This window comes from Paenibacillus oryzisoli, from assembly GCF_050467285.1.
GTDB classification, from domain to species: Bacteria; Bacillota; Bacilli; order Paenibacillales; family NBRC-103111; genus Paenibacillus_E; species Paenibacillus_E oryzisoli_A.
Map to the genome: position 1 here is coordinate 54,587 of NZ_JBCMUN010000010.1, position 23,185 is coordinate 77,771.

At 53.1% G+C, this 23,185-nt stretch carries 20 protein-coding genes; 9 read left to right on the forward strand and 11 right to left on the reverse strand.

All coding sequences use genetic code 11. The annotated features are described in order from the left end of the window. Window positions 1-13 precede the first annotated feature (13 nt). Window positions 14-2,407, reverse strand: a complete 2,394-nt coding sequence (locus ABE504_RS18605) for a glycoside hydrolase family 2 TIM barrel-domain containing protein (protein WP_430091444.1) — start codon at window positions 2,405-2,407, stop codon at window positions 14-16. Between the two features lie 165 nt (window positions 2,408-2,572). Between ABE504_RS18605 and corA the strand changes: the two genes are divergently transcribed. From corA to ABE504_RS18620, 3 genes are all read left to right on the forward strand, one after another. After that, window positions 2,573-3,523 carry a magnesium/cobalt transporter CorA gene (corA, locus tag ABE504_RS18610; RefSeq protein ID WP_430091446.1) on the forward strand — a complete coding sequence of 317 codons (951 nt, stop codon included), beginning with the start codon at window positions 2,573-2,575 and terminating at the stop codon, window positions 3,521-3,523. A gap of 9 nt (window positions 3,524-3,532) precedes the next feature. Then, entirely contained in the window at window positions 3,533-4,456 is a 924-nt protein-coding gene (locus ABE504_RS18615) for a helix-turn-helix domain-containing protein (protein ID WP_430091447.1), read from the forward strand. Window positions 4,457-4,579: 123 nt separating this feature from the next. Next, window positions 4,580-4,762, forward strand: coding sequence for a hypothetical protein (locus tag ABE504_RS18620; protein WP_430091449.1), 183 nt, complete (start codon window positions 4,580-4,582; stop codon window positions 4,760-4,762). 411 nt (window positions 4,763-5,173) lie between these two features. Here the strand turns inward: ABE504_RS18620 and ABE504_RS18625 are convergent, their stop codons facing one another. Both ABE504_RS18625 and ABE504_RS18630 read right to left on the reverse strand, forming a co-directional pair. Next, window positions 5,174-6,859, reverse strand: coding sequence for a hypothetical protein (locus ABE504_RS18625; RefSeq protein ID WP_430091450.1), 1,686 nt, complete (start codon window positions 6,857-6,859; stop codon window positions 5,174-5,176). Continuing rightward, the gene (locus ABE504_RS18630) at window positions 6,852-7,904 is read right to left on the reverse strand and encodes a glycoside hydrolase family 88/105 protein (RefSeq protein ID WP_430091452.1); all 1,053 of its coding nucleotides are present in this window, start codon (window positions 7,902-7,904) and stop codon (window positions 6,852-6,854) included. Before ABE504_RS18630 ends, ABE504_RS18625 begins: the two co-directional genes overlap by 8 nt. 196 nt (window positions 7,905-8,100) lie before the next feature. Here ABE504_RS18630 and ABE504_RS18635 point away from each other — a divergent pair, with 196 nt between their 5' ends. Continuing rightward, window positions 8,101-8,709 carry a hypothetical protein gene (locus ABE504_RS18635; protein WP_430091454.1) on the forward strand — a complete coding sequence of 203 codons (609 nt, stop codon included), beginning with the start codon at window positions 8,101-8,103 and terminating at the stop codon, window positions 8,707-8,709. A 96-nt stretch (window positions 8,710-8,805) separates the two neighbouring features. Here ABE504_RS18635 and ABE504_RS18640 read toward each other — a convergent pair whose 3' ends face one another. Both ABE504_RS18640 and ABE504_RS18645 read right to left on the reverse strand, forming a co-directional pair. After that, window positions 8,806-9,414, reverse strand: coding sequence for a hypothetical protein (locus ABE504_RS18640; RefSeq protein ID WP_430091455.1), 609 nt, complete (start codon window positions 9,412-9,414; stop codon window positions 8,806-8,808). An 18-nt stretch (window positions 9,415-9,432) separates the two neighbouring features. Then, the gene (locus tag ABE504_RS18645; RefSeq protein ID WP_430091457.1) at window positions 9,433-10,236 is read right to left on the reverse strand and encodes an APH(3') family aminoglycoside O-phosphotransferase; all 804 of its coding nucleotides are present in this window, start codon (window positions 10,234-10,236) and stop codon (window positions 9,433-9,435) included. 96 nt (window positions 10,237-10,332) lie between these two features. Here ABE504_RS18645 and ABE504_RS18650 point away from each other — a divergent pair, with 96 nt between their 5' ends. Together ABE504_RS18650 and ABE504_RS18655 are read left to right on the forward strand one after the other, a co-directional pair. Next, window positions 10,333-11,634 carry an erythromycin esterase family protein gene (locus ABE504_RS18650; RefSeq protein WP_430091459.1) on the forward strand — a complete coding sequence of 434 codons (1,302 nt, stop codon included), beginning with the start codon at window positions 10,333-10,335 and terminating at the stop codon, window positions 11,632-11,634. Between the two features lie 369 nt (window positions 11,635-12,003). Beyond that, a complete protein-coding gene (locus tag ABE504_RS18655; protein ID WP_430091461.1) occupies window positions 12,004-12,183 on the forward strand; it encodes an H-type small acid-soluble spore protein in 180 nt (59 codons plus the stop codon). A 52-nt stretch (window positions 12,184-12,235) separates the two neighbouring features. On the opposite strand, the gene ABE504_RS18660 is transcribed toward ABE504_RS18655, so the two are convergent. Continuing rightward, entirely contained in the window at window positions 12,236-12,973 is a 738-nt protein-coding gene (locus tag ABE504_RS18660) for a glycerophosphodiester phosphodiesterase (RefSeq protein WP_430091462.1), read from the reverse strand. A gap of 213 nt (window positions 12,974-13,186) precedes the next feature. Between ABE504_RS18660 and ABE504_RS18665 the strand changes: the two genes are divergently transcribed. The 3 genes from ABE504_RS18665 (at window position 13,187) to ABE504_RS18675 (ending at window position 16,428) form a co-directional block, all read left to right on the forward strand. Next, complete coding sequence (locus tag ABE504_RS18665; RefSeq protein ID WP_430091464.1) at window positions 13,187-14,134, forward strand: carbohydrate ABC transporter permease; 948 nt, start codon at window positions 13,187-13,189, stop codon at window positions 14,132-14,134. Further along, the gene (locus ABE504_RS18670; RefSeq protein WP_430091465.1) at window positions 14,131-14,952 is read left to right on the forward strand and encodes a carbohydrate ABC transporter permease; all 822 of its coding nucleotides are present in this window, start codon (window positions 14,131-14,133) and stop codon (window positions 14,950-14,952) included. Before ABE504_RS18665 ends, ABE504_RS18670 begins: the two co-directional genes overlap by 4 nt. A gap of 87 nt (window positions 14,953-15,039) precedes the next feature. Beyond that, entirely contained in the window at window positions 15,040-16,428 is a 1,389-nt protein-coding gene (locus ABE504_RS18675; protein ID WP_430091467.1) for an ABC transporter substrate-binding protein, read from the forward strand. A 122-nt stretch (window positions 16,429-16,550) separates the two neighbouring features. On the opposite strand, the gene ABE504_RS18680 is transcribed toward ABE504_RS18675, so the two are convergent. The 5 genes from ABE504_RS18680 to ABE504_RS18700 form a co-directional block, all read right to left on the reverse strand. After that, window positions 16,551-18,173 carry an extracellular solute-binding protein gene (locus ABE504_RS18680; protein ID WP_430091468.1) on the reverse strand — a complete coding sequence of 541 codons (1,623 nt, stop codon included), beginning with the start codon at window positions 18,171-18,173 and terminating at the stop codon, window positions 16,551-16,553. 23 nt (window positions 18,174-18,196) lie between these two features. Next, window positions 18,197-19,072 carry a carbohydrate ABC transporter permease gene (locus tag ABE504_RS18685; RefSeq protein ID WP_430091470.1) on the reverse strand — a complete coding sequence of 292 codons (876 nt, stop codon included), beginning with the start codon at window positions 19,070-19,072 and terminating at the stop codon, window positions 18,197-18,199. 24 nt (window positions 19,073-19,096) lie between these two features. Further along, entirely contained in the window at window positions 19,097-20,065 is a 969-nt protein-coding gene (locus ABE504_RS18690; protein ID WP_430091472.1) for an ABC transporter permease, read from the reverse strand. A 90-nt stretch (window positions 20,066-20,155) separates the two neighbouring features. Beyond that, window positions 20,156-21,946 (reverse strand): cache domain-containing sensor histidine kinase, encoded by a 1,791-nt coding sequence (locus ABE504_RS18695; RefSeq protein ID WP_430091474.1) that lies wholly within the window; start codon window positions 21,944-21,946, stop codon window positions 20,156-20,158. Further along, complete coding sequence (locus ABE504_RS18700; protein ID WP_430091476.1) at window positions 21,943-23,037, reverse strand: response regulator transcription factor; 1,095 nt, start codon at window positions 23,035-23,037, stop codon at window positions 21,943-21,945. The genes ABE504_RS18695 and ABE504_RS18700 overlap by 4 nt, the downstream gene beginning before the upstream one ends. Between the last annotated feature and the right edge of the window lie 148 nt (window positions 23,038-23,185).

Below are 23,185 nucleotides of genomic sequence, written 5' to 3' on the forward strand. Positions count from 1 at the left end.
GTCAAAGATTTGTTTATCCTTTTATTTCCACAAAGGCCGTGTCCAATCCTTCCGCATAGACGGAAGCGACAGATTTGCCGCCGCGCGGATCGACGTAAATGCATGCCCGACCGTTCGCCAGCTCGATATTGCGCGAGCCGCGCACCGTGCCTAGGTTGTCCAGCAGCCGGCCGACACCAGCCAGCCCGAAATGCACGCGCACCGCCGAGTCGGCACAAAAGACGCCATGCTTGTCATACGCCTTCGCCTCCAGGCGGACACGTCCGTCTGCCTCCGGCTGCGCCGTCAAACGCAGTTCAGCCGGCGCTTCCCAGGCTTCCGTCTGATAATGGAATGTCGTTTCATGCTGTGCAACAACAACCCCCTGCTCATCCCGTGCCAAGGCAACCAGATGATTCACGCCTGGCTGCAATCTCACGCTCCAGCGCAGCCCAGCGCTCGGATAATCCTGCACGCGGCGCTCCCGTGTACCGGCGCTCACACCGTTCACCACCAGCTCGACCGAAGTGCAGTTCGCGTACACGCGAATGAGCTGCTCATCGCCGGCGCGGCCTGCCCGCACCTCCATGCCACCGCCGTGAATACGCACCATTGGCGTCTTCGACCAGTACGATTGAAAGACGTAGTAGGCTTCTTTTTTCGTGAAATCGCGCTCGACAACGCCCTTCATATTCAGATAAGGAATCGGCGAATCCGGCCGCACCGGCGTGGAAAAATCTTTGAACGACCACTGCGCCGTCCCCGTCAACCAAGGCATGTTCTCCTGCGCACGGAGATACCAGTCGATCATGTCGCAAAAATACGTCTCCGACCAATCCCCCAGCATCGACACACGCGGATCGCCGCCGGTCAGCAAGTAGTCGCCGTCGCGCTCGTCCGCGCCTTGCCCCTGCTGAATTTCCTCGAAGCCGGTGTACGGCTTGCTCACATGTCGCCCGGCCACATTGTCCGCGCCCCACTCCACATGCAGAAAGCGCTCTGTGCCTTCAAAGCCGACCCGCGTATACGCCTCGTATTCCGGATACACCCCGCGGTACCAGCCAGCCCAAATGGAAGGCGAGTATACGTCGATAATGTCTTTGCAAAACTCGCAGCGGCGAATCGCCGTCAGACGCGTGTCATCCAATTTATGCGACAGCTCGTGCAGCTCCCGCATGAAGTCGCGAATCTCATTTTCATCCCAATGGCTGAAATCCGCTTCCCAATCATTCTCATTGCCCATGCCCCATAAAATGATAGAAGGATGATTCCGATGCTGCTCGATCATCGCGGTCAGCATATCCTTACACTGCTGACGATACCCCTCGCCGCCCAAACCGCCGCGGCACCATGGGATTTCTTCCCATACGAGCAGCCCAAGCTCGTCGCACTGCTCCAGCGCAATCCGCGACTGCTGATAGTGACCGAGGCGAATAAAATTCGCGCCCATGTCCTTGATCAGCTGCATTTCTTCCTTGATCATCGCTTCCGTCATGGCAGCGCCGACGCCCGCATGATCCTCATGACGATGCGTGCCGCGCAGCAGCAGGCGCTCGCCGTTCAGATAGAACGGCCCTTTTTGCTCAAACTCAAACCATCTGAACCCGAACCGCTCTGTCCGCACCGTCTCGCTTTCGCCGTCGCCAAGCGTCAGCTCGCATGTATACAAGTTCGGTGTATCCGGGCTCCAGAGCTGCGGCTGCGCCACTTGAAACTCCGCCACCACTTGACTTCCATCCCAGGCCGCCCGCTCTAACTCAGTTGCATAGACCTGCCGCCCAGCACCGTCGCGCACCTGCAACCGCATGCGCACCTGTTTGTCATCCGCTACGCTAGGCCGATACAGCTTCACATGCACCGCAGCTTCCGCCCGCTCCGCCGTCGCCGTCGACACCACATGCAGCGTCTCGACCGACACCTTTGGCACGTACACCAGATTCACATAGCGGTACAGGCCTCCGTATAAATTAAAATCACTCACATCCGACGGAATCGTCTCCAGGTTCCGCGTGTTGTCGCATTTTAACGCAACCGGAATTTTGCCATTATAATAAGAAGGAAAATTCCCCTGCTGCACGCGGTCGGTAATATCGATCGTAAACTCATCATACCCGCCAACGTGGCTGCCGATGAGATCCTCATAGACATACACATCCGTCCGCTGACCCGCGCCCTCAAAATGCAGCAGCGTTCTTCCTCCCGGATACGGATTTTCGATCTCGAGCAGCGTTCGGTACCAGCCCTGCCCTTGATAATAAGGCGCATCCGGGTCCATCGCGTCGAGGCCATTGAAGCAGTGCGGAAGCTCCACCTCCGACCAGGCCAAGTTGTAATGATTGTTTAATTTATCTTTACGCCATGCCTCCCAAGGGCCGCCCAAGGAGCTTTGTACATATTCCCAATTACGTGTAAGCCGTGATGTAATCATCGCGATCCTCCTAGCCATTTGCGGTTATCCCTATTATTATAAATAGAGTACCGCAGCGTCACTAGGCAAAAACGAAGATCGAGTTGTCATTTTCTAAGATTTTTCGCGTTTATGGTAAAATAAAGGGAATACCTGCGCCGAAACCCGCCGTCAAGGAGTTTTTATATGATACGTACACTCGCTGTCTCATCCGACAATCAATTACTGCACGACGTTCCCCTAGCGGAGTTGGATGGTCCGCAGATCCAGTGGTACTGGGTCGATTTTGACAGTCCCTCGGACGAAGAGGCGCTGCTCCTGCGGGATCATTTTCATTTTCATCCGCTGGCGATTGAGGATTGCTTTCATTTATTGCAGCGACCGAAAATGGATCATTACGGGGACATGCATTTTTTTGTCATGCACGCGATTGATCCCAGGACACTGGAAGCCGAAGAGGTCGACGTCTTTCTCAGCAACCGTTTCATCGTAACGTTCCATAAGATCAGTTCTCGGGAAATCGAAGATGCCTGGAGCCGCATTTCCCAGCAGGAGGCGCTGCGGAAGGAAGGGCCGATCTATGCCCTGTATCTGATTTTGGACAACCACGTCGATCAATATTTCCCATGCGTCTATCAGCTGGAAGACCAGCTTGATGAGATTGAAAGTATTATGGAAGCCGAATCCGTCGACACTCTCATGCGCGATATGTTCGAAATCCGTTCCAAGCTGCTCAAGCTTCGCCGCACCATCGTCCCGATGCGCGACTTGCTGTACAGGGTCATCTCGACCGATCGCATCGAGCAGCTTAAAGAGCATTTGCTCTTTTTTACCGATATTCACGACCACCTGCTGAAGCTCTCCGAGATGATCGATTCCAACCGCGAGATCACGGCGGACATTCGGGACAGCTATATTTCCCTCAACGCCAACCGGATGAACACCATTATGAAAACATTGACGGTCATCACGACGATTTTCATGCCGCTGACATTTATCGCCGGGCTGTACGGGATGAACTTTGTGAATATGCCGGAGCTGGGTTGGCATTGGGGCTATTACACCGTGCTGTTGATCATGCTTGGCATCGGGATCTGGATGTTCGCCTGGTTTTGGCGGAAGGGCTGGTTTAGGTAACCAATGACATTGTATGAAAAAAGAGAGACTCTCCCTGCCCCGTCTTACGCCATTGACGACTATACGAACGAGTTTCTAATCGAATATCCCGTTCATTGTGAATATCGGATCCAGCCTTTGCAGCAGCCTACGCTCCACGCGCATAACGGCTACGAGATCTATCTCGTGTTGGAAGGCTCCGGCTCGTATGTCGTCGGGGATCGGCTGCTGCCGCTTCATGCGGGCTCGCTGACCATCATCCATCCGAACGTGCTGCACCGCCCGTATCACGGGAACAGCCCTGAGTTTCACCGGTATGTCTTGGCGCTGGACGAGTCCTACCTGGAGCGGATGGAAAGCCTCTGCTCGGCATCAAGCCTGTCCATTTCGCGCCTGCTGACTGCAGAGCATCCCGATGCCAGCCATTACTTCCTCACGCCGCAGCAACTGCTGGCGATACAGGGCATTTTGGCCGAGCTGACGGAGAATTTGGCGGCTCGCAGCCCGCTCTACGAACTGGCAGTCGTGAAGAACGTCAGCGCGCTCATGCTGGAGCTGCTGCGCTTGCAAACGGAAGCCGCCGCACACGACGTGCAGCGCGACGCACCGCAGCTGATCGGCGATGTGCTCGCCTATCTCATCGGGCATTACCAGGAGAACATCCAAACCCGCGAGCTCGTCCAGCGCTTCCCGGTATCCCGCTCACAGCTGTTCACACTGTTCAAAGAAACGACCGGCATGACGATCGGCCAGTTTCTGACGGAGTACCGCCTCAGCCAAGCCAAGCGGCTGCTGATCGCAAGCACGCTGACTGTGACTGAAGTTGCGGCAGCCACCGGGTACGGCGATATTTCGCACTTTTTTCACGTGTTCAAAAAAGAAATCGGCCTCACGCCGAAGCAGTACCGCGATGCGGCGCATCGCCGGGCCGGCTTGCGGCGGGATGCGGAGTAGCGGGTGAGGCGCGCGTGTTTCGTCAAGGCTCCGGGTTGGTCGAGACGGCGAGCGATGGAGGGCAAGGGGAGTAGGGGTGAGGGCTGCATCTAGTGGAAAATTGTGGGTGATGGCGGCACTAAGATGAGGCTTGAGATATCTGTGAAGTCATTCTTCGCCCAGCACGATCTTCCGACTTTGTACAAGCTGCAAATAAGTCCTACGCAATCCGATCCGCACGGCGACATACCTGACATGGCCATCGCCATCCTAAGCAAAGTGGCCAAAAGCCTGCAAAAAGGCAGGAATCCGCTCACCTTTGTTTAGGAACAAGGCAAAAGCCTGCGAAAAAGCAGTTTTTTCTTCACTTTTGGCTGAAATCGGGCCCCTTGTGAGAAAATACCTGCGCATTCGCAGGCTTTTCTTAATTTCTAAAGAATAGCTGAGAAATGCCTGCCATTCTGCAGCTTTCTTCCGGCTTCGCAGCATTTAAGTCAAGTCTGCCGCTCTTGCTTACTTACTACTCTTATTACTCTACCTACTTTACCTACTCTTACCTACTCTTACTTACTCTGCCTACCTCTACCTTCTTTACCTATCCTACCTTCTCTGCCTGCCCTTATTACTCTGCCTACTCCTGCCCCACCAGCTCCCCCTTCCAAGACTTCCCTCCCACCCCCTTCCGCAAACAGCAAAAGCCTCCAACCTGCCTAAGCAGATTGAAGACTTTCTCATAGCCTACCCCATGTTCCGCAGATGAGCCGCTGGCAGCCGCACCTGATTCTCCCGGTATAGCTCACCGGTCTTGCGCGGTGCCTGCGGCACCGTAATGGACGCCCCACCGTCCTCCGTCTGGATCGACGCTGTCACCCACGTTCCGCTGGTCTGAATGTCGACTGCCGGCAGCGGACGATCCTCGCCGAGCGACAAGGCAAATACCCAGACCGCTTTCTTCAGCGCGTGGAAATCGAAATCCCGCTCCTCGCCCGTTGCGATGACGTAATCGAGGCTGAGCCCATGCTCGCTTTGCCCATGCTCGAGCTGGAGCGCGCCGTAATCCGAGCTGTCCAGCACTGCTTCCACCTGAAGCGCCGTCTCCCCGATCAGAGTCACAAAGCGATTGTCCGTCTGGACCGCCCGCAGCTCCAGCCCCGCTGCATCTCCGCCAAGCTGCAGCCGGATGCGCAAATCTTGAGCCCTGAACCTGCCGTTAATAATGTCCAGATCCTGGTGCCATCCGCCGTTATCCGTCGCAAGGTTAAAGCTGAACAGCACCTGCTTGCGCGACTGCACGCCGGTGAAAATAGCCGAGCAGAAGTCCTTGCCGTCCTTCAGAAATTGCAGCTGGATCGATACGCTTTTCCCGGCGCCGGCATCCACATACGCCAGCAAATTACGGCGCTGATTCCACATGCTTCCCGACGTGTAGCTGCCGAGCGTCAGCCGCTCACTTTGGTACGTCGTCGCGAAGTTTTGATAGCCCGCTTCCTCTGCCATCAGCGTCGGCTCGGAATTATATCGCTCTTCCGTCGAACGGAACAGAACGTGGTACTTTTCAGGGCAACGAATATAGGCCGAATCCGATTTCAGCGCATTTCCCAGGAAATCTTTTTCATTCGGCCGCAGCTGCGTGCTGTATGATCGGCTGTGCGGGCCGCCCCATGCGCCCGTCGCGGGATGGTAATGCTTCGCAATCATATGCCACGCCAAATCCAGCAATTGCTCTGCATCAGCGACGGCGCCGGGCGTGCTCGACTCCGAATAAATACTGTGCAGCTCTTCGATCGCAATCGGTGTGTAGCAAGGGCTATTATATTCCGTGAACGTGCCGATCGCCATCGTGTAATCACGGAACGTCCTAAGCCGCTGCTCCCCATAGGCAAGCAGTTCTTCATTCTCGAGCAGCTCGCCCCCAAGCAGCGTAACGAGCGCCCCCATAATTGCAATGTTCGTGTAGTGCGGGCCGACATTGCGAATCATAATGGCCCGACAAGCGTGGTACACAGCGTCGCGAAGCTTGCCGACGAGCGATGGCGGGAGCAGATCCCCATAATTTTTGACAATCAGCACCAGCTTCTTGCCGTGAAAATCCGCCATGTTCCAATCCGGCCGATCCATCTCATCCAACGATTCCTCATAGAAGTAAGGCCATATACCGTAGGTCGAACGCGAAGGATTCTGATCCTGCTGCGACACGATAACATCTAGGATGTCCGCCGCCTTCCGGGCATAGCTCTCGCCACCGTACTGCAAAAGCTCGTAAGCGAAACTAGTTGATGGATACAACCCATAAACAAACGGATGCTTATCCGGCTTAAGCGCCGTATGATACGTCGCCGTTAGCGGAGTGCGAACGAGCTTGACGTCACCGTCGTAGTTTTTGTCCGTTGCTTGAATCGAGGCCAAAAGTTCTGCATTACGCATGAGATATTTGCTCCTTTTGCAGGTTTTTCGCGAGCAGCATCAGCACCAGGCCTTGCCCGTACAAAGTCGGATACGTTGGAATATTATCCTGATACGCCTGAATCGACGGCATCACCGGTGTTCCGCCGGATACGCCCGTTACGATGCCGTCTTCCGCAATGTAAGGCACAATAGCTTGAAACGCACGCTCCGCACGAATCGCATAGACCTCTTCATCCTCCAGCAGCTGCGTGTCCACCGCTTTCAAAAGGCCGAAGGTAATGCCCGCACTGCCCGATATTTCTCTGTAAAAATCAGACTGGTCCATCACCGTACTCCACAGCCCATCTTGTTGCTGGTAAGCGAGCAGCCCGTTCATCAAGCGGCCGTACCGCTCCTTCAGTTCCTCCGGAATGTCGATAAGCCCGCCAATTTCCTCCACGATCATCGGCACCCCTGCCGCAATCCAGGCATTCGCACGTGTCCAGCGCGCAGCCGACATATGGTCGCCGGATTCACAGTTCCAACCGTGAAACAGCACATCCGTCTGCGGATCTTGCAGCAAGCGAAGGTGAATCAACACCTGCTTCAGCACTTCCTCCGCATAGGCCCTGCTGCCGATAAGCGAAGCGGTTCGCGCCAGGAACAGCACCGCCATGAAAATGGTATCCGCCCACACCTGCTCGGAGAATTCCGCATTTTCCGTCACTGTATGTTCAAATGCTTCCTCGCGGGTACGCGGGGTCTCGTGAAGCAGCCATTCCGCGATACGGACCGCCTCATCTTTATAGTGTGCATCGCCTGTCAGCCTGTACAATGCAGGGAAGGTCGCATAAGGTGCAATCGAGTTGATGACCAATTTATGTTTCGCTTTCGCCTCATTTTGCTTCACCCACGCCTGCAAATACACAATCACTTGCTCATCGCGCGTCGCCTTATAGTATTCCAACAGCGCAATCACGCCAACACCCGGGACCCAATCCCAGTGATGAATGTCCATTCCCCAATTTCCTGTATGGTCTTGTATCATTTGCCGCCATACTTTTTCCGCACTAGCCCCAACCATCGATGCTCACAGCCCTTCTTATTTTGTCGCTTCTTCTCTAAAGGTAGCATCTTCAAGGCAATTTAGGCTTGGGGAACTGTCCCGAAAATATGGGGAATCGTCCAGACTTTCTGCTCGAGCCACCTGTAAAACTTTCCCATCCACATTGCAACTGCTATACTGGAAAAGAAATCATAGACAAGAGGTGGATGCCTGGATGTATTGGTCCGAACTACAACGCGTGCCCCATGAGTATAGTGAGAAGCTGCATCAAATCGACGAAAACCTGATTCGTCTGCTGAGTGAACGCCAGTCCCTTGCACAGGGAAAACGCTGCATGCCGGAACAGGACGTGGTCCAAGCTTGGGCGGCACAGTACGGCATCGACGTCCCGCAAATCAATTGGCTGCTGAGTAGTCTGAATCATTCGCAGCACTCATTCATGCCAAGCGAGCCCGGAGAATTGCTTCAGGTGCTGCCCATTATGAAAAAGACCGTGCTGGCCGGCTACGAATACGCCATTACGCATAGTATGCAGCATGAGAACGGCAGCATGGTGCATCTCGAAATCAAGCAATTGGCGACGGAGGAAGCCGTCGCTCACTTTCGCCCTCAACTCCAGCTCGATATCATTAGCGAAACGCCCTACGCCGTTTTCAGGCACGGAGCAAGCGGGGGCGGCGGGCGGTCCAAGCTGCAATTTCTCGTCACACCGCGGCTGCCGGAGCCGATTGCGCATGTGCATTTTGCACTGATCCCGTTTGCTGCACCGATGGAACTGCCGCCGAAAGAGATTATCCTCGATCAGGAAGTGCGATTTGATTAAAAAGAAAACCTCTATCTCCTTCGATCGGTTCGACCCAGCGAGGAGGCGGAGGTTTTTATTTCGTTCTGGGAGATCGGCGGCCCTGTTTATCGATCGTTATGGATTACGAATTTCCGCGCTCCACGGCATCTCCGGTTCACTCAATCCGCCTGAGTTGGCAGATGGCTTCTGCTTCACCAGGCCGACACGATTGGCATAGTCGTCCAGCATCTCAAACACCGTAAAACGATGAAGCTGCGCGTCAAACGAAGGCTCGTTTCTCTCATCCGCCCGGATTGGCCGGAGCGTGACGAGAGCGCTGCCACCCCCATCGTCATACTGGTTGACGGGGACATCGAACGTCACATTCTCATTGTAGCCGTCCGCCACCGTGATCAGCGTCACCATCCCCATGCTTTTCTTTGCAAAACGAAGGTCTCTGGGAACAGCAAAGTCAGCTTGCCATTCGCCTTGCTGATCCGTTAAGCCCTGTGCGAGAATCGCCCCCTCCGCATCGATCGCAATCACCCGGGCGCCTGCAATCGACGCCCTGGCCTCGTCGCTGTAAGGCTTTTCCGGCGTGCCGTAGCCCTCTTTCACATACCCGACCTTCACTTGCAGCGCAGCCGTTACCTGATCGCCGGTTGGCGTCGCTTCGACGGCCTGCTCGGAGCCGGCAAACAGGATCAGCAGCAGAACGCTCATCATTTTCAATAAAGGCTGCATGTTCCGTAACGTCCTCCCCTAGAAAAATTCATCCATCAGCTGATAAAAGCTGACTTTCGCTTCATCCCGTTTGTCCAACCCGTACGCCTCCACAAACGTCTGCACGTGCGCATCGCCGAAGTTATAGCGGATGCTGCGGATCGCCAAAGCCAAGTCCTGATACCGGTCGGCGATGCCGGCACGCCCCACGTCAATGAAGCCGCTGTACGCTCCTTCGTTCAGCATAATAATATTCGGCATGCAATAGTCGCCGTGGGTGAACACCAGCTCTTCCTCCGCCGGCACGCTGCCGAGCAGCTGCTCCAGAACCTCCTCGGCACGCAGCCCGAGCCGGCTCTCATCAAAATCCTCCTCATCGACGAGGCCTTGCCGAACGCGTAACGTCGCCTCTTCCATTTTTACAGCCAACCGCTGATCGAAAGGGCAATCGTCAATTGGCACCTGATGAATCTGCTTCAACCCGCGAGCAAGCGTCCGCATCAACTCCGGCAGTTGATCCTTCCACACGTCATCCGACGCATTAACACCTGGAAGCTCAGTCACCAATAGAAATTCATGCGCCTCATCCGTGCCATAATAGACAACCTCCGGCACCGGCAGGCGTCCCTTCAGCCAGAGCAGCCTTTCCTTTTCAGTCGCCAGACTTTCTGCCGCTTGCAACGACTGGATTTTCAAAAAATACCGGCCCGCCGCCCCGCAAACCTGATACGTCTGCGAAGCCGATTGGCCGATCGTCTCTCTGCGCCATGCACACCCCGCAAGCAGCGACTCCAAAGGAGCCGGCAGCGGGATAACAAGACCGCCGTGTCCATTCTGTGACATCCTAGACCCTCCGTTCTTTTTACAACCCATTCAGTAAATTATCCCCATTTAATTGTACATACTACAGACGAACTATGACAGCAAGGAGTTGAACGCATGGACAAAAAGCTGGAAGAAGCACTCGTTCAGCACATTGGGCAACAAGCCCTCCCCCTGGACGGCCCGGATGACCTGGACGTCCTCGTACAAGCGATCGGAGATCGCAAATACGTCCTGCTCGGCGAAGCGTCGCACGGGACGTCGGAGTTTTACCAATTGCGCACGGCGCTGACCCGCAAGCTGATCGAGCAAAAAGGCTTTTCGCTGATCGCGGTGGAAGGCGACTGGCCTTCGTGCTTCGAGGTCAACCGCTATGTCAAGCGGCTTCCCCAAGCCAAACCGACCGTTCGCGACGTCTTGGCCGGTTTTGATCGGTGGCCCTCCTGGATGTGGGCGAATGAAGAAGTCGAGGAACTCGTCCACTGGCTCCGGGAGCATAATGAGGGAAAAAGCGGTGCGGAGCAAGTCGGCTTTTATGGACTCGACCTGTACAGCCTATGGGAGTCGCTGGAAGCGATCGAGCGCTACTTGCGCGAAGAGGGAACCCCGGAGCAGCTTGAGCTGGCGCGGCAAGCTTTTGCCTGCTTTGACGCCTACGACCGGGAGGGGCAAAATTACGGCGTTTCCGCAGCTTTCTACGGCGAAAGCTGTCAAGAGAACGTGGTGAAGCTGCTGAAGGCGCTTCACGAAGCGCGAGCGCGGGACGCCGCCGCCAGCGAAGAGGCGTTGAGCGCGGAGCTGAACGCGCTCGCGGCCGTCGGTGCGGAGGACTACTACCGCACCATGGTCCGGCACGACGCGGAGTCGTGGAACATCCGCGACCGCCACATGGTCGAGGTGCTGCGGCGCCTCGCCGACCATCACGGCCCAGACGCGAAGATCATCGTCTGGGAACACAACACGCACATCGGCGATGCGCGTGCAACGGATATGGCGGCCGACGGCATGGTCAACGTCGGCCAGCTCGTGCGCGAAGCGCACGGCGAGGCCGATGTGTTCGCCATCGGCTTCGGCACGTACCGCGGCACCGTCATTGCCGCGAACCGCTGGGGCGCGCCGCTCGCGGCGATGCCCGTGCCCGCTGCCCAGCCGGGCAGCTGGGAGGCGCTCGTGCACCGCGCCGGCGCGCGGGACCAGATCCTCCTGCTGAGCCGGGAGGATGAAATACTCGGGCACGAGGTGCTGGGGCACCGTGCCATCGGGGTCGTGTACCGCCCTAGCTATGAACGGGGGAACTACGTTCCCTCCGTGATGGCGCGGCGGTACGACGCGTTTGTGCATGTGGACGAGAGCCATGCGCTGCGTCCACTGACCATCCAGAGCGCCGCGCCTGAAGCGGAGGCGGCGCCTCAATTCTAAGTTCCTCTAGAGACGTCAGACAACTTCAGTCACATAAGCACTCGGAAGTGTCTTATTTCACCTGAAGTGGCCGATTTTCAGAGAATAAGACATTTATAAGTGCTTATTTTCTTGGAATATGCCTCATCCGAGGCTTTTTCCACACTATAAGCACTCCAAAGTGTCTTATTTCGCGCAAAGCGGTCAGTCTGCGGCAAATAAGACACCTCTAAGTGCTTATTTCCCTGTTCCCGCCAACATCGGACGTCCCGCCCCCACTTTTATCGCGGCTGGTCAATAACGCGTTGTGCACCGCATGAATTCCGACGAAATGGAAAAGGTAACAACAGGACGGAAACATCCGCACATCGGAAAAAGGAGGTTATGTATATGGATACACCCCGTGCAGCCGCGATTGCAGCATCGCCGGTCATGGCCAATGTGACTTGCGACGACGTTCAGGTATATATTCAAAGCGTCGATGAAGAGCAAGGGACATGCCGCATTTTTCCGCTTGATCAACCCGAACAGGAGCAAGTCGTTGCAGCGAGCCAGTTAGTGGAACATTAATCGTCTATCACAGAGAGGAGCCTCCATTCGGAAGCTCCTCTCTTCATTCCGCTTATTGATTCCCCTCCAAAAACGCCCGCAACCGCCCCGGATAATCCGTAATGATACCCGTCACACCATCCATTGTCAGCCGCGCGAAATCCTCTTCACGGTTCACCGTGTACGGGTATGTCGCTAGTCCAGCCGCTGCCGCTCCAGTCACATCCGGCTCAGCTATCGTCTGATAGTACGGATGCAGCGAGTAGACATCAATGTCCGCTTGGCGGGCATACGCCGCATGATCGAACAGATTGGCCGCGTACAGCAAGCCGACCTTCACTTCTGGCTCAGCCAGTTTCAACCGGCGGATGCACTGGTGGTCAAAAGACGAAATCACAACGTCCTCCATCCGGCCGCTCGCGCGCAAATAAGCTAACAGCTCTTGCTCCAGGCGTCCCTCGTACGCATGCTTGACTTCCACATTAATCAGGAAGTTTGGCGGCAGCATTTTAAAGACTTCACGAAGCAGCGGCACCCGCTCCCCACGATAATTGTCCGCGAACCAAGCCCCCGCATCCAGCTGCCGGATATCCTGCCAATTGTGTTCGCAAATCAGCCCCGAGCCGTTCGTTGTCCGGTCCAGCGTGTGATCGTGACAGACGACAATCTCTCCATCCTTCGAGATATGTATATCTAACTCGATGCCCTCCGCGCCTTGCGCTGCAGCAAGTGCAAACGAAGCCAGCGTATTCTCAGGCGCTTCGCCCGCCGCTCCGCGGTGTCCGATAACCAAAGGTTTCCTTTTGTTCACTATCAGCACTCCTTTAGTTGTATTCAGCTACTCTACAAATTATAGAGTCCGTCCCCCGCCTTGCCCAGTGCAAAAAGGGACAACCCGTTTAAAAGTTTCGTAAAAGCCAAAATCGGCTCAACAAAATCATTACATGAATTTAACACAGGTCAAATAAAAGGGCTATATGCTTGTAAACGTCACAAGGTTCATTTTGAAAGATGGAGGTTATCAATGAATACGCTGGACCAAGATTTGCCGCTTGTCCCCGCCGCTGCCATTAGGCGGAACTTGAAAACGAAGTCTGCTCAGCTTTGGAAAGAGACACTGCTTGGCTACTTCTTCTTAGCTCCTTCTTTGGCGCTGTTTATTGTATTTCTCTTTTATCCCCTCCTGCAATCGCTGTATCTCAGCGTGCACGAGACCGATCCGCGCGGCCGAGTGGCCGGCTACGTGGGCTTCGATAACTTTATCGATATTTTTACGTCGGCGAAGTTTTATAAAAGCCTGGAAGTCACCGGGCTGTTTACCCTGCTGACCGTCCCTACCGGCATCGCGCTTGCCCTGCTGCTTGCGGCCCTGACGCACAACCGGCTGCGCGGCATGCGCGTGTTTCAATTCATTTTCTCCTTGCCAGTCGTCCTGTCTGTCAGTACCTCCGCCGTCATCTGGATGATGCTCTATCATCCGAGCGTCGGCATGATCAACTACTTGCTCAGCTTGATCGGTCTGGAGCCTGTCGCCTGGCTGACCGATCCGAAATGGGCGCTGGTCTCGGTGTCCGTCATGACGATCTGGATGAATCTCGGCTTTACGTACATCGTCCTGCTCAGCGGATTGCAGAACATTTCCGACGACATGTACGACAGCGCCAAAATCGACGGCGCCGGCCCTTTCCGCACCTTTGTGCAGATCGTGATGCCGCTTTTATCGCCGACGGTGTTTTTCGTTACGATCGTTTCTATGATCAATGCTTTCCAATCGTTCGGTCAGATTCATATTTTGACGAAAGGCGGCCCCGTCAACGCGACGGATGTGCTCGTGTATTCGATCTATCAGGATGCGTTCATCAATTTCCGCTTCGGAACTGGCAGCGCGCAGGCGCTCGTGCTTTTTACCCTGATCCTGATCCTGACCTTCGTTCAATTCAAAGTATTTGAAAGGAATGTCCATTACCAATGATCACTCGACTGCAAAATGCGCTGGTGTATGTGGTGTTGACAATATTCGCGGCACTCGTTATTTATCCGCTCTTCTATACGTTCTCTGCCTCCTTCATGACACCGGCAGAAGCGTCTGCGTATCCGCCGCACTTTTGGCCAAGCAGCTTCTATCTCGGCAGCTTTCAGTCTGTGTTTAAACTGGTGCCGATTCAGACATTCATGAAGAATAGCCTGCTCGTGTCGGCGATTATCATGGTCGGACAGCTGATTACCTCCAGCATGGCGGCGTACGCTTTTGCCAACATTCGTTTTAAAGGCAAAGCGCTGCTCTTCGCCCTGTTCATGGCGACGATGATGATTCCGTGGGAAGTCACGATGATTCCGAACTACTTGACTATCCGCAAATGGGGCTGGCTCGACAGCCTGCAAGGCTTGACCGTACCGTTTCTGGCCTCGGCATTCGGCACGTTCCTGCTGCGCCAATTTTTCCTGCAGCTGCCCCGCGAGCTGTTCGAAGCGTCGAAAATCGACGGTTGCGGTCATATCCGCTATTTCGTCCGCATCGTCCTGCCGCTTGCGCGCCCGGCTCTGGCCACGCTTGCCGTCTATGCGTTCCTTAATGCTTGGAACATGTACTTATGGCCGCTGCTCACAACGAACAGTGAGAACATGCGGACCGTCCAAATCGGGATTGCGATGCTGCAATTCGAGGAACTCACCGTGTGGAACCTTGTCCTGGCCGGCGTAAGTATCGTGCTGCTGCCTTCGCTTCTGCTTTTAGTTCTAGGCCTCAAACAGCTGGTCCGCGGACTCACCGCAGGCAGTGTCAAAGGCTGATCTGACCGTTGGCGCCTTGTTCCGCGCTTCGTGCCGGAGCAGTTGACCATATAAATTTTATAGAAAACAAGGGAGAGAAACCACGCAATGAAAACGTTGAAAATGAGAAGCTCGGCCATCGCCATGACCGCTCTTGCCCTCTTGCTGACATCCGCATGCGGGAAAGCCGATACAACTGCCACCACGACTTCCGCCTCCACAGCTCCATCTGCCAGCACAGCAGCGGCATCCAACAAGCCGGCCGAGCCTGTGAAAGTGATTTGGTGGCACTCCATGAGCGGTGAGCTCGGCAAAGCGATCGACAAGCTCGTTGCCGACTTCAACGCATCCCATAAAGATGTGCAGGTTGAAGCTGTTTTCCAAGGCACCTATGACGAGAGCTTGAATAAAATGAAAGCTTCCATGGATACGAAAAACGGCCCTTCCCTCATCCAAGTGTATGAGATCGGCAGCCGTTTCATGATCGACTCCAAAGCGATCACCCCGATGCAAACGTTTATCGATGCGGACAAATATGATGTGTCTCAGCTCGAGGAAAATATTCTGAACTACTACAGAGTCGATAACAAGCTGTACTCCATGCCGTTCAATACCTCCAATCCGATTCTCTACTACAACAAGGATATGTTCAAAGCAGCGGGCCTCGATCCGGAGAAACCGCCAACGACGTATGACGAAGTCGCCAAAGCGGCGCAAGCGCTCAGCAAAGACGGTAAATCCGGCGCATCCTTCGCGATTTACGGCTGGTTCATGGAGCAATTCTTCGCGAATCAAGGCGCGGAATACTTGAACAACGGCAACGGCCGCACGTCCCCTGCGACGGAGTCCCAAGTCAACGCTGACGCTGGTGTGAAAACACTCGAGTGGTGGAAGCAAATGGTCGACAACAAATCCGCAGCCAACCTCGGCCGTAAAACGGATGATACGAAAAAAGCGTTCCTTGCCGGCCAAGTGGGGATGACGCTTGACTCCACCGCTTCCCTGCGCGGCATTGTCAGCGGCGCTGACGGTAAATTCCAAGTCGGCACCGCCTACCTGCCGAAGCCTGAAGGTGCCGGAGACGGCGGCGTGGTTGTCGGCGGAGCGAGCTTGTACATCCTGAATAACAAATCCGAAGCGGAGCAAAAAGGCGCTTGGGAATTTATCAAGTACCTGGCAACGCCGGAAGTGCAAGCGTACTGGTCTGTCAACACGGGCTACTTCCCGATCACGAAAAAAGCGTATGATGAGCAAGTGATGAAAGACAACCTTGTGAAATACCCGCAATTCAAAACAGCGATTGACCAACTGCACGCTACAAAAGCGAACAAAGCGACGCAAGGCGCGGTCATGGGCGTATTCCCTGAAGCCCGCCAAATCGTTGAAGGCGCAATTGAAGAAACGTTGGCCGGCAAAAAAGCGCCGAAAGATGCGCTGGACGCCGCAGCGAAAAGCATTTCCGAGAAATTGGCGACGTACAATAAGACGGTGAAATGAGAAAAGGTGTCTCCAACCATGAGAATGGCTTGGAGACACCTTTTTCAGTTCCGACCTTGAGCGGATAACGGCACTTTCATCCATAATGAAGGTAGCAGGAATCTGAATTACAGAGGCACCCTCTACTTCTTATTCAACTTCTCGTAAATCGCTTTCCCTTCCTTCGCGAACCAGTCCTGCGACGCTTTCAGGACTTCCTGCCTGCCAGCGGCATCGGCTTTCTTGAAGTATTCGTCCACAGCGGTAATCGGCAGCGCGCCATTAATGATTTTCGCCACGTATTCATTCCGCAGGTCAATGAGCGCTCTGCCTTTGGCAAGTTCCGCATCCGTCTGCGGGCGATACTGGTTAATGTTGAAGGCCGTCATCTGCGGGCCTGCCTGTACGTAGCTCTTCATCGCCGGCTCATATCCGCCTAAGATCGCATTCGGGAGCCAAATCTCCGGAGAGTTCCACATTCTGTAATACAGTTTATAAATAATTTGGTCATACGCCGGCTTTTTAGGCGTCAATACGTTATTGACCATCTCATAGTGAACACCTTCTTTGCCGTAGTTCACGAAATTCTGCAACTCTTTATCTTTTAAGTAAGCATTCAATAGATCAACGGCTTCGTTTGCATTTTTAGCGTTTTTCGGAATGATGTAGAAGTTGGATACAGGGGCCGGCATGGCGTACCCCTTCTGTCCGTCTGCGCCTTCCACAGTAGGCAGATAGCTAAGCTTGGCATTCGGGTCGGACTTGTTCAGGCTTGCCAAATAGGTTACAGGATCCCAGTATCCCGTATAGGTCGAAGCGGCCTTGCCTGACGTAATCTTCTCCGTCACCTGCTGCGTTTTATTAAACAAATATTCGTTATCGATCAGGCCTTCTTTGTAAAGCTTATTCAGGTAGGTCAGCATATCCTTGAGATAGACGTCCTGCGCGTCCACTAGCTTGCCGTCCTTCACAATAAAGGGCACAGCCAAATTCGTGATGCCGGACATACCGAATGCCGCTGTTATGACATCCAGGCCGTCTAACGGATTGCCATTATTCCCTGCTGCAGCGACGTATGGAATCGTCCCTTTCCCGCTGGGGTCTTTCTCTTTAATGGTTTTGAGAAAGGTGTACAGCTCATCCAGGTTTTTCGGCGCCTTGAGTCCCAGCTTATCCAGCCAATCCTGACGGGCTAAGAAACCGGAACCGAGATCCACATTTTCATATTTGGAATACGGAGGAACCGGAATCGCCATCTTCTTGCCATCCACGGTAACGGCTGTCCACGCATTATCCGTGACGAGTTGACTGACCTCACTGCCGTATTGCTGGATGAGCGAATCGACCGGAAGCAGCGCCCCTTGTGCACTGAACCTTTTAAAAATCGTCAAGTCGTTCGTATAAATGAGGTCATAGACTTCCCCCGAAGCGAACATCAAGTTATAGGTGTCGAGCTGATTGGCCGCGGGAATGACGTTCCATTCAATATTCGTGTACCCGGTTTTCTCTTTAATCGCATTCAGAAATTGATTGTCATTTGCACTAGCCCCCTGCTCAAAACCTTTGACGCCGGCATTGTCGGGTACCGCGATTCGAATCTTGGCCGCCTTATTCAGCTTAGCCGCTTGCGCCGGTGTCTGTGTCTGTGTCTCTGTTGCGCCTTGCGCCGGCTTCTCCGTTTCTTTGCTGCATCCCGCCAGCATCATGCTAGCTGTAATTGCTACGATTAAGCCTGAGGTCATCCCAACTTTTAATCTCTTCTGCATCTTTTTCCCCTCCATATATCGAGCTATTGCTTAACAGCACCTAGCGTCAAGCCGGTAACAAAGTACTTTTGTAAAAATGGATACACAAGCAAAATTGGAATCGCAGATACGAAAATGGCCGCAGCGCGGAACGTCTCAGAGGCAATGTTGGCTAGCTGCTCGGGATTTTCTAAGTTATTTTTGTTGGCAGCGGCAACGACGTTTTGTAAAAATAAGGGCAGCACCTGGACATCCTTTTTCGTTAAATACATCAAAGGCTCCATATAGTTATTCCAGATGCTCACAGCGCTGAAAATCGCAATCGTCGCCAAGAGCGGCTTGGAGATCGGCAGCATGATGCGAAAGAGAACAGTGAGGTTCCCGGCGCCATCGATTCTGGCGGATTCCTCTAAACTGCGGGGCAACGACTCAAAATAATTGCGCACCAGAATGAGATTGAATGCGCTTACCATTCCGGGTATAACGAGCACCCCCAGATGGTTGATTAGCCCGGTTTCTTTAATGACCAGATAGGTCGGAATCATGCCGCCGTTAAATAACATGGTGAACACATACAGAATATTAATGGTCTTGCGTCCCACTAAATCGCCTTTGGCAATCGCATAGCCGACACAGGCCGTGAAGAAGACCTGAACAGCGGTGCCGCAGGCGGCGACCATTACGCTATTGCGAAAGGCTGTGCGAAAATCTGCCCCGGACAACAGCACTTGATACGCTTTGAGTTGAAAGCCCCTTGGCCAAAGACTCACTTGCCCGCTCACCACGTAGGCCTCCTCACTGACGGACTTTGCCAGCAAGGTCAGGAAAGGCAGCAAACACAGTAAGCCAATGGTTAACAGCACGATGTAATTAAACACAGTGAACACTTTTTCTCCGGTTGACAGCCTATGATAAGACAAGTCCTATTCCTCCTCTCTGCGCCTTTACCAGATGCCTCGGTCTGAGTATTTTCGGCTGACTTTGTTCGCGATGATCATCAGGGTAAACCCAATGGTGGATATGAATAATCCGACCGCTGTTGTATAACTGTAACTGCCGTTTTGGATCCCTTCGCGATATACATAAGTACCGATAATATCTCCAACGCTGTACACCAGCGGATTGTAGAGCAGCAGCACCTGCTCCGTATCACTGCCCAGCAGACTGGAGACGCGGAGAATAATAATGAAGACGATCGTGCTTGAAATCCCCGGGAGCGTGATGTGCCATGTCTGCCGCCATTTCCCTGCGCCATCCACACTGGAAGCCGCATACAGATCAGGATCGATGGACGTCAAAGCCGCTAAGTAGATGATGGCGCTCCATCCCGTTTCCTTCCAGGCGGTTGAAGCCACAAGCACACTTCGGAAGTAACTATCGTCTCCCAGGAATGTAATCGGGGAGAACCCGAAAGCTTTGATGACAGTGTTAATGACCCCCGTGCTAGGCGAGAGAATATCGACGAAAATGCCGGCGATCACCACCCAGGACAGAAAATGCGGAAGGTACGTAAGCGTTTGCGTCAATCGTTTGATGAATCCTTTGCGCACCTCGTTCAGCAGCAGCGCCAATATAATCGGGAGCGGAAACTGAAACAAAAATTTGAACAAATTGATGAGAAGCGTATTGCTCAGAACGTTGAAAAACTTGGGATCGGACAACAATGTTCGAAAATGCGCCAACCCCACCCACTTACTGTCCAGGATGCCGTCAAACACCCGGTAGTTCTTAAATGCGATGATGATCCCCAGCATCGGGACATAACTGTAAATCAGAAGCGCCAATAGCGGAATCGAAATCAGCAGATAAATATCCCAATTTCGCACGATTCTGCTCCAAAGGCGATTTTTCTTCTTCGGGATCACCTCTGCATCCAAAGACCTGGCCGTGTAGGGTGTCGTTATCTGTGCCATGCCATCACCTCAGCTCCTTGTTTGTATAGTCTAATTTTACGAAAGGAGCCTTTCACTCACAACTGGACAGAAATAAGATATCTCTGACAATCATACGGACTCTATGCGGTTCTCCGTCACTTTCAAGCGGGCAACAGCCCGACACCCCATCCCTGGTTTACTGTCAAAATAAAGACCGCAATCCTCGCCATAATACACTTGGATACGTTGGTGAACGTTCTTGACTCCGTAGCCTCTGGTCTCCATCTCAAACAACCGCTGCAGTTTGTCTTCGGCGATACCGACACCGTCGTCAACCACCTCAAACAGCAGATAGCTCTCCTCGCGATAGGCGCGAATCCTAATCGTCCCCGTTTTCCCCGGCTTAGGCCGGATCCCGTGCACAACCGCATTTTCGACGAGTGGCTGTAAAATCATCTTAATAATCGGGAATTCTTCAATGCCTTCCTCGATCTCGGTGATGACCTGTATCGCGCCTCGGTAGCGGACGTTGATGATTTCCATGTACTTGCTGACTTCCAGGACCTCTTCGGACACCCGGATATGCTCTTTGCCTTCGTTCAAGCTAAGTCGCAAGAACTTGGCGAGGGCTTCCGTTACCTCAGCAATCTCCTTGGCCTCAATACGCAGTGCGCTCCAATGAATAATATCTAACGTGTTATATAAAAAATGGGGATTAATTTGAGCGTACAGCAGCTTCATTTCCGTTTCTTGCTTGGAGATTTGCGCTTGATACACCTCTTCAATAAGTGCCTTGATCTGCCTGCTCATCTTATTAAAGGAGCGCTGGAGTCTGGCGTATTCGTCGTTTCCGCGAATATTATTTTCCGTTTCGAAGCTCCCCATCTCGGCGCGCTTGATCAATTGGACGAGCTTTTTCAATCGTTTCGTGATGCTTCCTGAAATAAAGAAGGCCGTTATAATCGCAATAACGGAAACCACCCCCGCCAAAGCGAGCATGAAATTCTGAATCCATCGGCTGTTCATCCCCAAATGCTGCTTGGTCATCAGCAGCGCGATTTGCCAATTCAGCCCGCTTACTTTGCTATAAGCGGCATAGTTAGAGCCGTTCCCGGGGCCGAAGCTGACAATGCCTCCATCGTTCGAGGGCAGGGATTGGATATACAAGTCGGCTAGACTCGTGCTATTCGTTGTCAACTGATGGATGCCTATGCGCGAATCCGGCGTCATCACGACTTTTTCTGCGCCGGCTGGAAGCTGAATATCGTTCAGAATGCTCCAAATGAACTTCGCGTCTAGTTCCACCATGATGTAACCGAGAACCGATTGGAATCGGTTAATGTCTTTAATTTCTTTGATAAAGACCACCTCATCCGGCTGGACAAGGCTTAATTGTCGGCCCTCCCCTCCATAGAACCAGGCTTCCTTCTGCTCTCCGGCCAGAAGCGGCTGTAGACCCGCCTCAAGCTGAAGCTGGTCTACACCGAAAAAATTGGGATTAGCTGCAACAAATGCCGGATTCCCTTTCATATAGTAGCTCACCTTGAGTACATTGTTGATACCCACGTAGTTATTGACGTTTCGATTTAAGAGGTTGAAGAAATCAATGACCTCCGTAGAGGTCAGCTGGCGTTCCGATACCGTTCTCAGTATTTGCTGCACATCGTAATTGCTTTGGGCCAAATTCGCAATGTTATAGGCCGATTCAAGGCCGAAGGCAATATTTTTCTCGGCTTGCTTTAACGTTTCCAGATAAGCCTTACCGGTTTGCTCTACCACAGACTTGTGAATGGTGTTGTAGGAGAAATACACGAGAACAACAACAGGAATAATAATTAAAATCAAATAGGAGATGACCAGTTTGGTTCGCAAATTGATATTGTAATAAAGGGCGCTCAGCTTGCCGATCCATCTGCTCATCGCAATCTCTCCCGATATTCCATGGGATTCACACCCACCATTTTTTTGAAAATTTTCGTAAAATAATATGTGTCCTGATAGCCTACCTGATTCGCCACTTCATAAATTTTAATCGCGGGCTCCTGGAGCAGCTGCTGCGCTTTCTCGAGCCTCACATACGTAATGTAATCGTTAATCGTTTGGCCGGTCTCCTTTTTGAACAACGTTTGGAGATGGCCAGGAGACAAGAATACGTCGGCAGCCAGCTGTTGAATCGTCAGGTTCTGATGAAAAGACTTCTGAATGATCCCTTCTACATCCCGAATAATTCTTCGCGATTTGCTGTGACGCGAATCATTCGAGGCCTTCTCCAGGAGGAGCAGCTTTTCCAACACGAAATCTTCCATTTCTTGAGGGCTTCGCAGGTGTCTGAACTGCTGAATCGACGCTTTCACCTCCTGCACAATCTCCGCTTCAATATGGGGTGAGGCACATTTCACCGCTTTAATCAGCATCTCGCTGCACATCGCCGTCAGAAACAGCATGCTGGCCATATTTAATTGCCGGATTACCACGAAAAGCCCTCTCACCTCAGCGGTCAACACGTCCGTTTGGCCAGTGCTGCACATGCTGGCGATTTTCTCAACATTTTCCACAATAACAGGCAGGCCTGTCGAGGAAATACTATCCGAGTAGTAGTGGCTGATCTCGTCCTTCAACTTCTTCTCCGCTCTTTCCTTGTCCAGCTTAGCCACTACTTTACTGACGACCTGCTTCAATTCTTCCCGGTTAAACGGTTTCAAAATATAATCAATGGCCTCCAATTTCATGGAAGCCTTCACGAATTGAATATCTTGATGCGCGCTGATCATAATGACCATCACGTCACACTGTTCCTGCCTTAGCTGCTCAACCAGCTTCATGCCGTCCATCACGGGCATCACTACATCGGTTATGACAATATCCGGCTTAAGCTCGCGTGCAGCTAGCAGTGCCTCAGCTCCATCTTCCGCCTCTCCAATGATTTCGATCCCCAGACTATCCCAATCGATCAGATCGCGCAGCCCTTCCCTCGAAATGTAATCGTCGTCTACCAGCATCATTGTGTACATCGGCAGAACCCCCTCGGCATCTTGGGTTATACTCCTATTCTAAGAAAAAAATGATTGCGCTTACAACCAGACAGAAAGAAGATAACTCTGACAAAAACACGGGAAAATCTCATGGCTTCGGAATGTCGGCATTCATCGCCATAAACAA

Excerpts from the sequence above, each read along its gene's own strand:
- ABE504_RS18650 (WP_430091459.1), top strand. The coding sequence starts at position 10,333 with ATGGACAAAAAGCTGGAAGAAGCACTCGTTCAGCACATTGGGCAACAA.
- ABE504_RS18625 (WP_430091450.1), bottom strand. The coding sequence starts at position 6,859 with ATGCGTAATGCAGAACTTTTGGCCTCGATTCAAGCAACGGACAAAAAC.
- ABE504_RS18635 (WP_430091454.1), top strand. The coding sequence starts at position 8,101 with ATGTATTGGTCCGAACTACAACGCGTGCCCCATGAGTATAGTGAGAAG.
- ABE504_RS18630 (WP_430091452.1), bottom strand. The coding sequence starts at position 7,904 with ATGGTTGGGGCTAGTGCGGAAAAAGTATGGCGGCAAATGATACAAGAC.
- ABE504_RS18695 (WP_430091474.1), bottom strand. The coding sequence starts at position 21,946 with ATGAGCAGATGGATCGGCAAGCTGAGCGCCCTTTATTACAATATCAAT.
- ABE504_RS18640 (WP_430091455.1), bottom strand. The coding sequence starts at position 9,414 with ATGCAGCCTTTATTGAAAATGATGAGCGTTCTGCTGCTGATCCTGTTT.
- ABE504_RS18655 (WP_430091461.1), top strand. The coding sequence starts at position 12,004 with ATGGATACACCCCGTGCAGCCGCGATTGCAGCATCGCCGGTCATGGCC.
- ABE504_RS18620 (WP_430091449.1), top strand. The coding sequence starts at position 4,580 with ATGAGGCTTGAGATATCTGTGAAGTCATTCTTCGCCCAGCACGATCTT.
- ABE504_RS18675 (WP_430091467.1), top strand. The coding sequence starts at position 15,040 with ATGAAAACGTTGAAAATGAGAAGCTCGGCCATCGCCATGACCGCTCTT.
- ABE504_RS18700 (WP_430091476.1), bottom strand. The coding sequence starts at position 23,037 with ATGTACACAATGATGCTGGTAGACGACGATTACATTTCGAGGGAAGGG.
- ABE504_RS18645 (WP_430091457.1), bottom strand. The coding sequence starts at position 10,236 with ATGTCACAGAATGGACACGGCGGTCTTGTTATCCCGCTGCCGGCTCCT.
- ABE504_RS18605 (WP_430091444.1), bottom strand. The coding sequence starts at position 2,407 with ATGATTACATCACGGCTTACACGTAATTGGGAATATGTACAAAGCTCC.
- ABE504_RS18690 (WP_430091472.1), bottom strand. The coding sequence starts at position 20,065 with ATGGCACAGATAACGACACCCTACACGGCCAGGTCTTTGGATGCAGAG.
- corA (WP_430091446.1), top strand. The coding sequence starts at position 2,573 with ATGATACGTACACTCGCTGTCTCATCCGACAATCAATTACTGCACGAC.
- ABE504_RS18680 (WP_430091468.1), bottom strand. The coding sequence starts at position 18,173 with ATGCAGAAGAGATTAAAAGTTGGGATGACCTCAGGCTTAATCGTAGCA.
- ABE504_RS18665 (WP_430091464.1), top strand. The coding sequence starts at position 13,187 with ATGAATACGCTGGACCAAGATTTGCCGCTTGTCCCCGCCGCTGCCATT.
- ABE504_RS18670 (WP_430091465.1), top strand. The coding sequence starts at position 14,131 with ATGATCACTCGACTGCAAAATGCGCTGGTGTATGTGGTGTTGACAATA.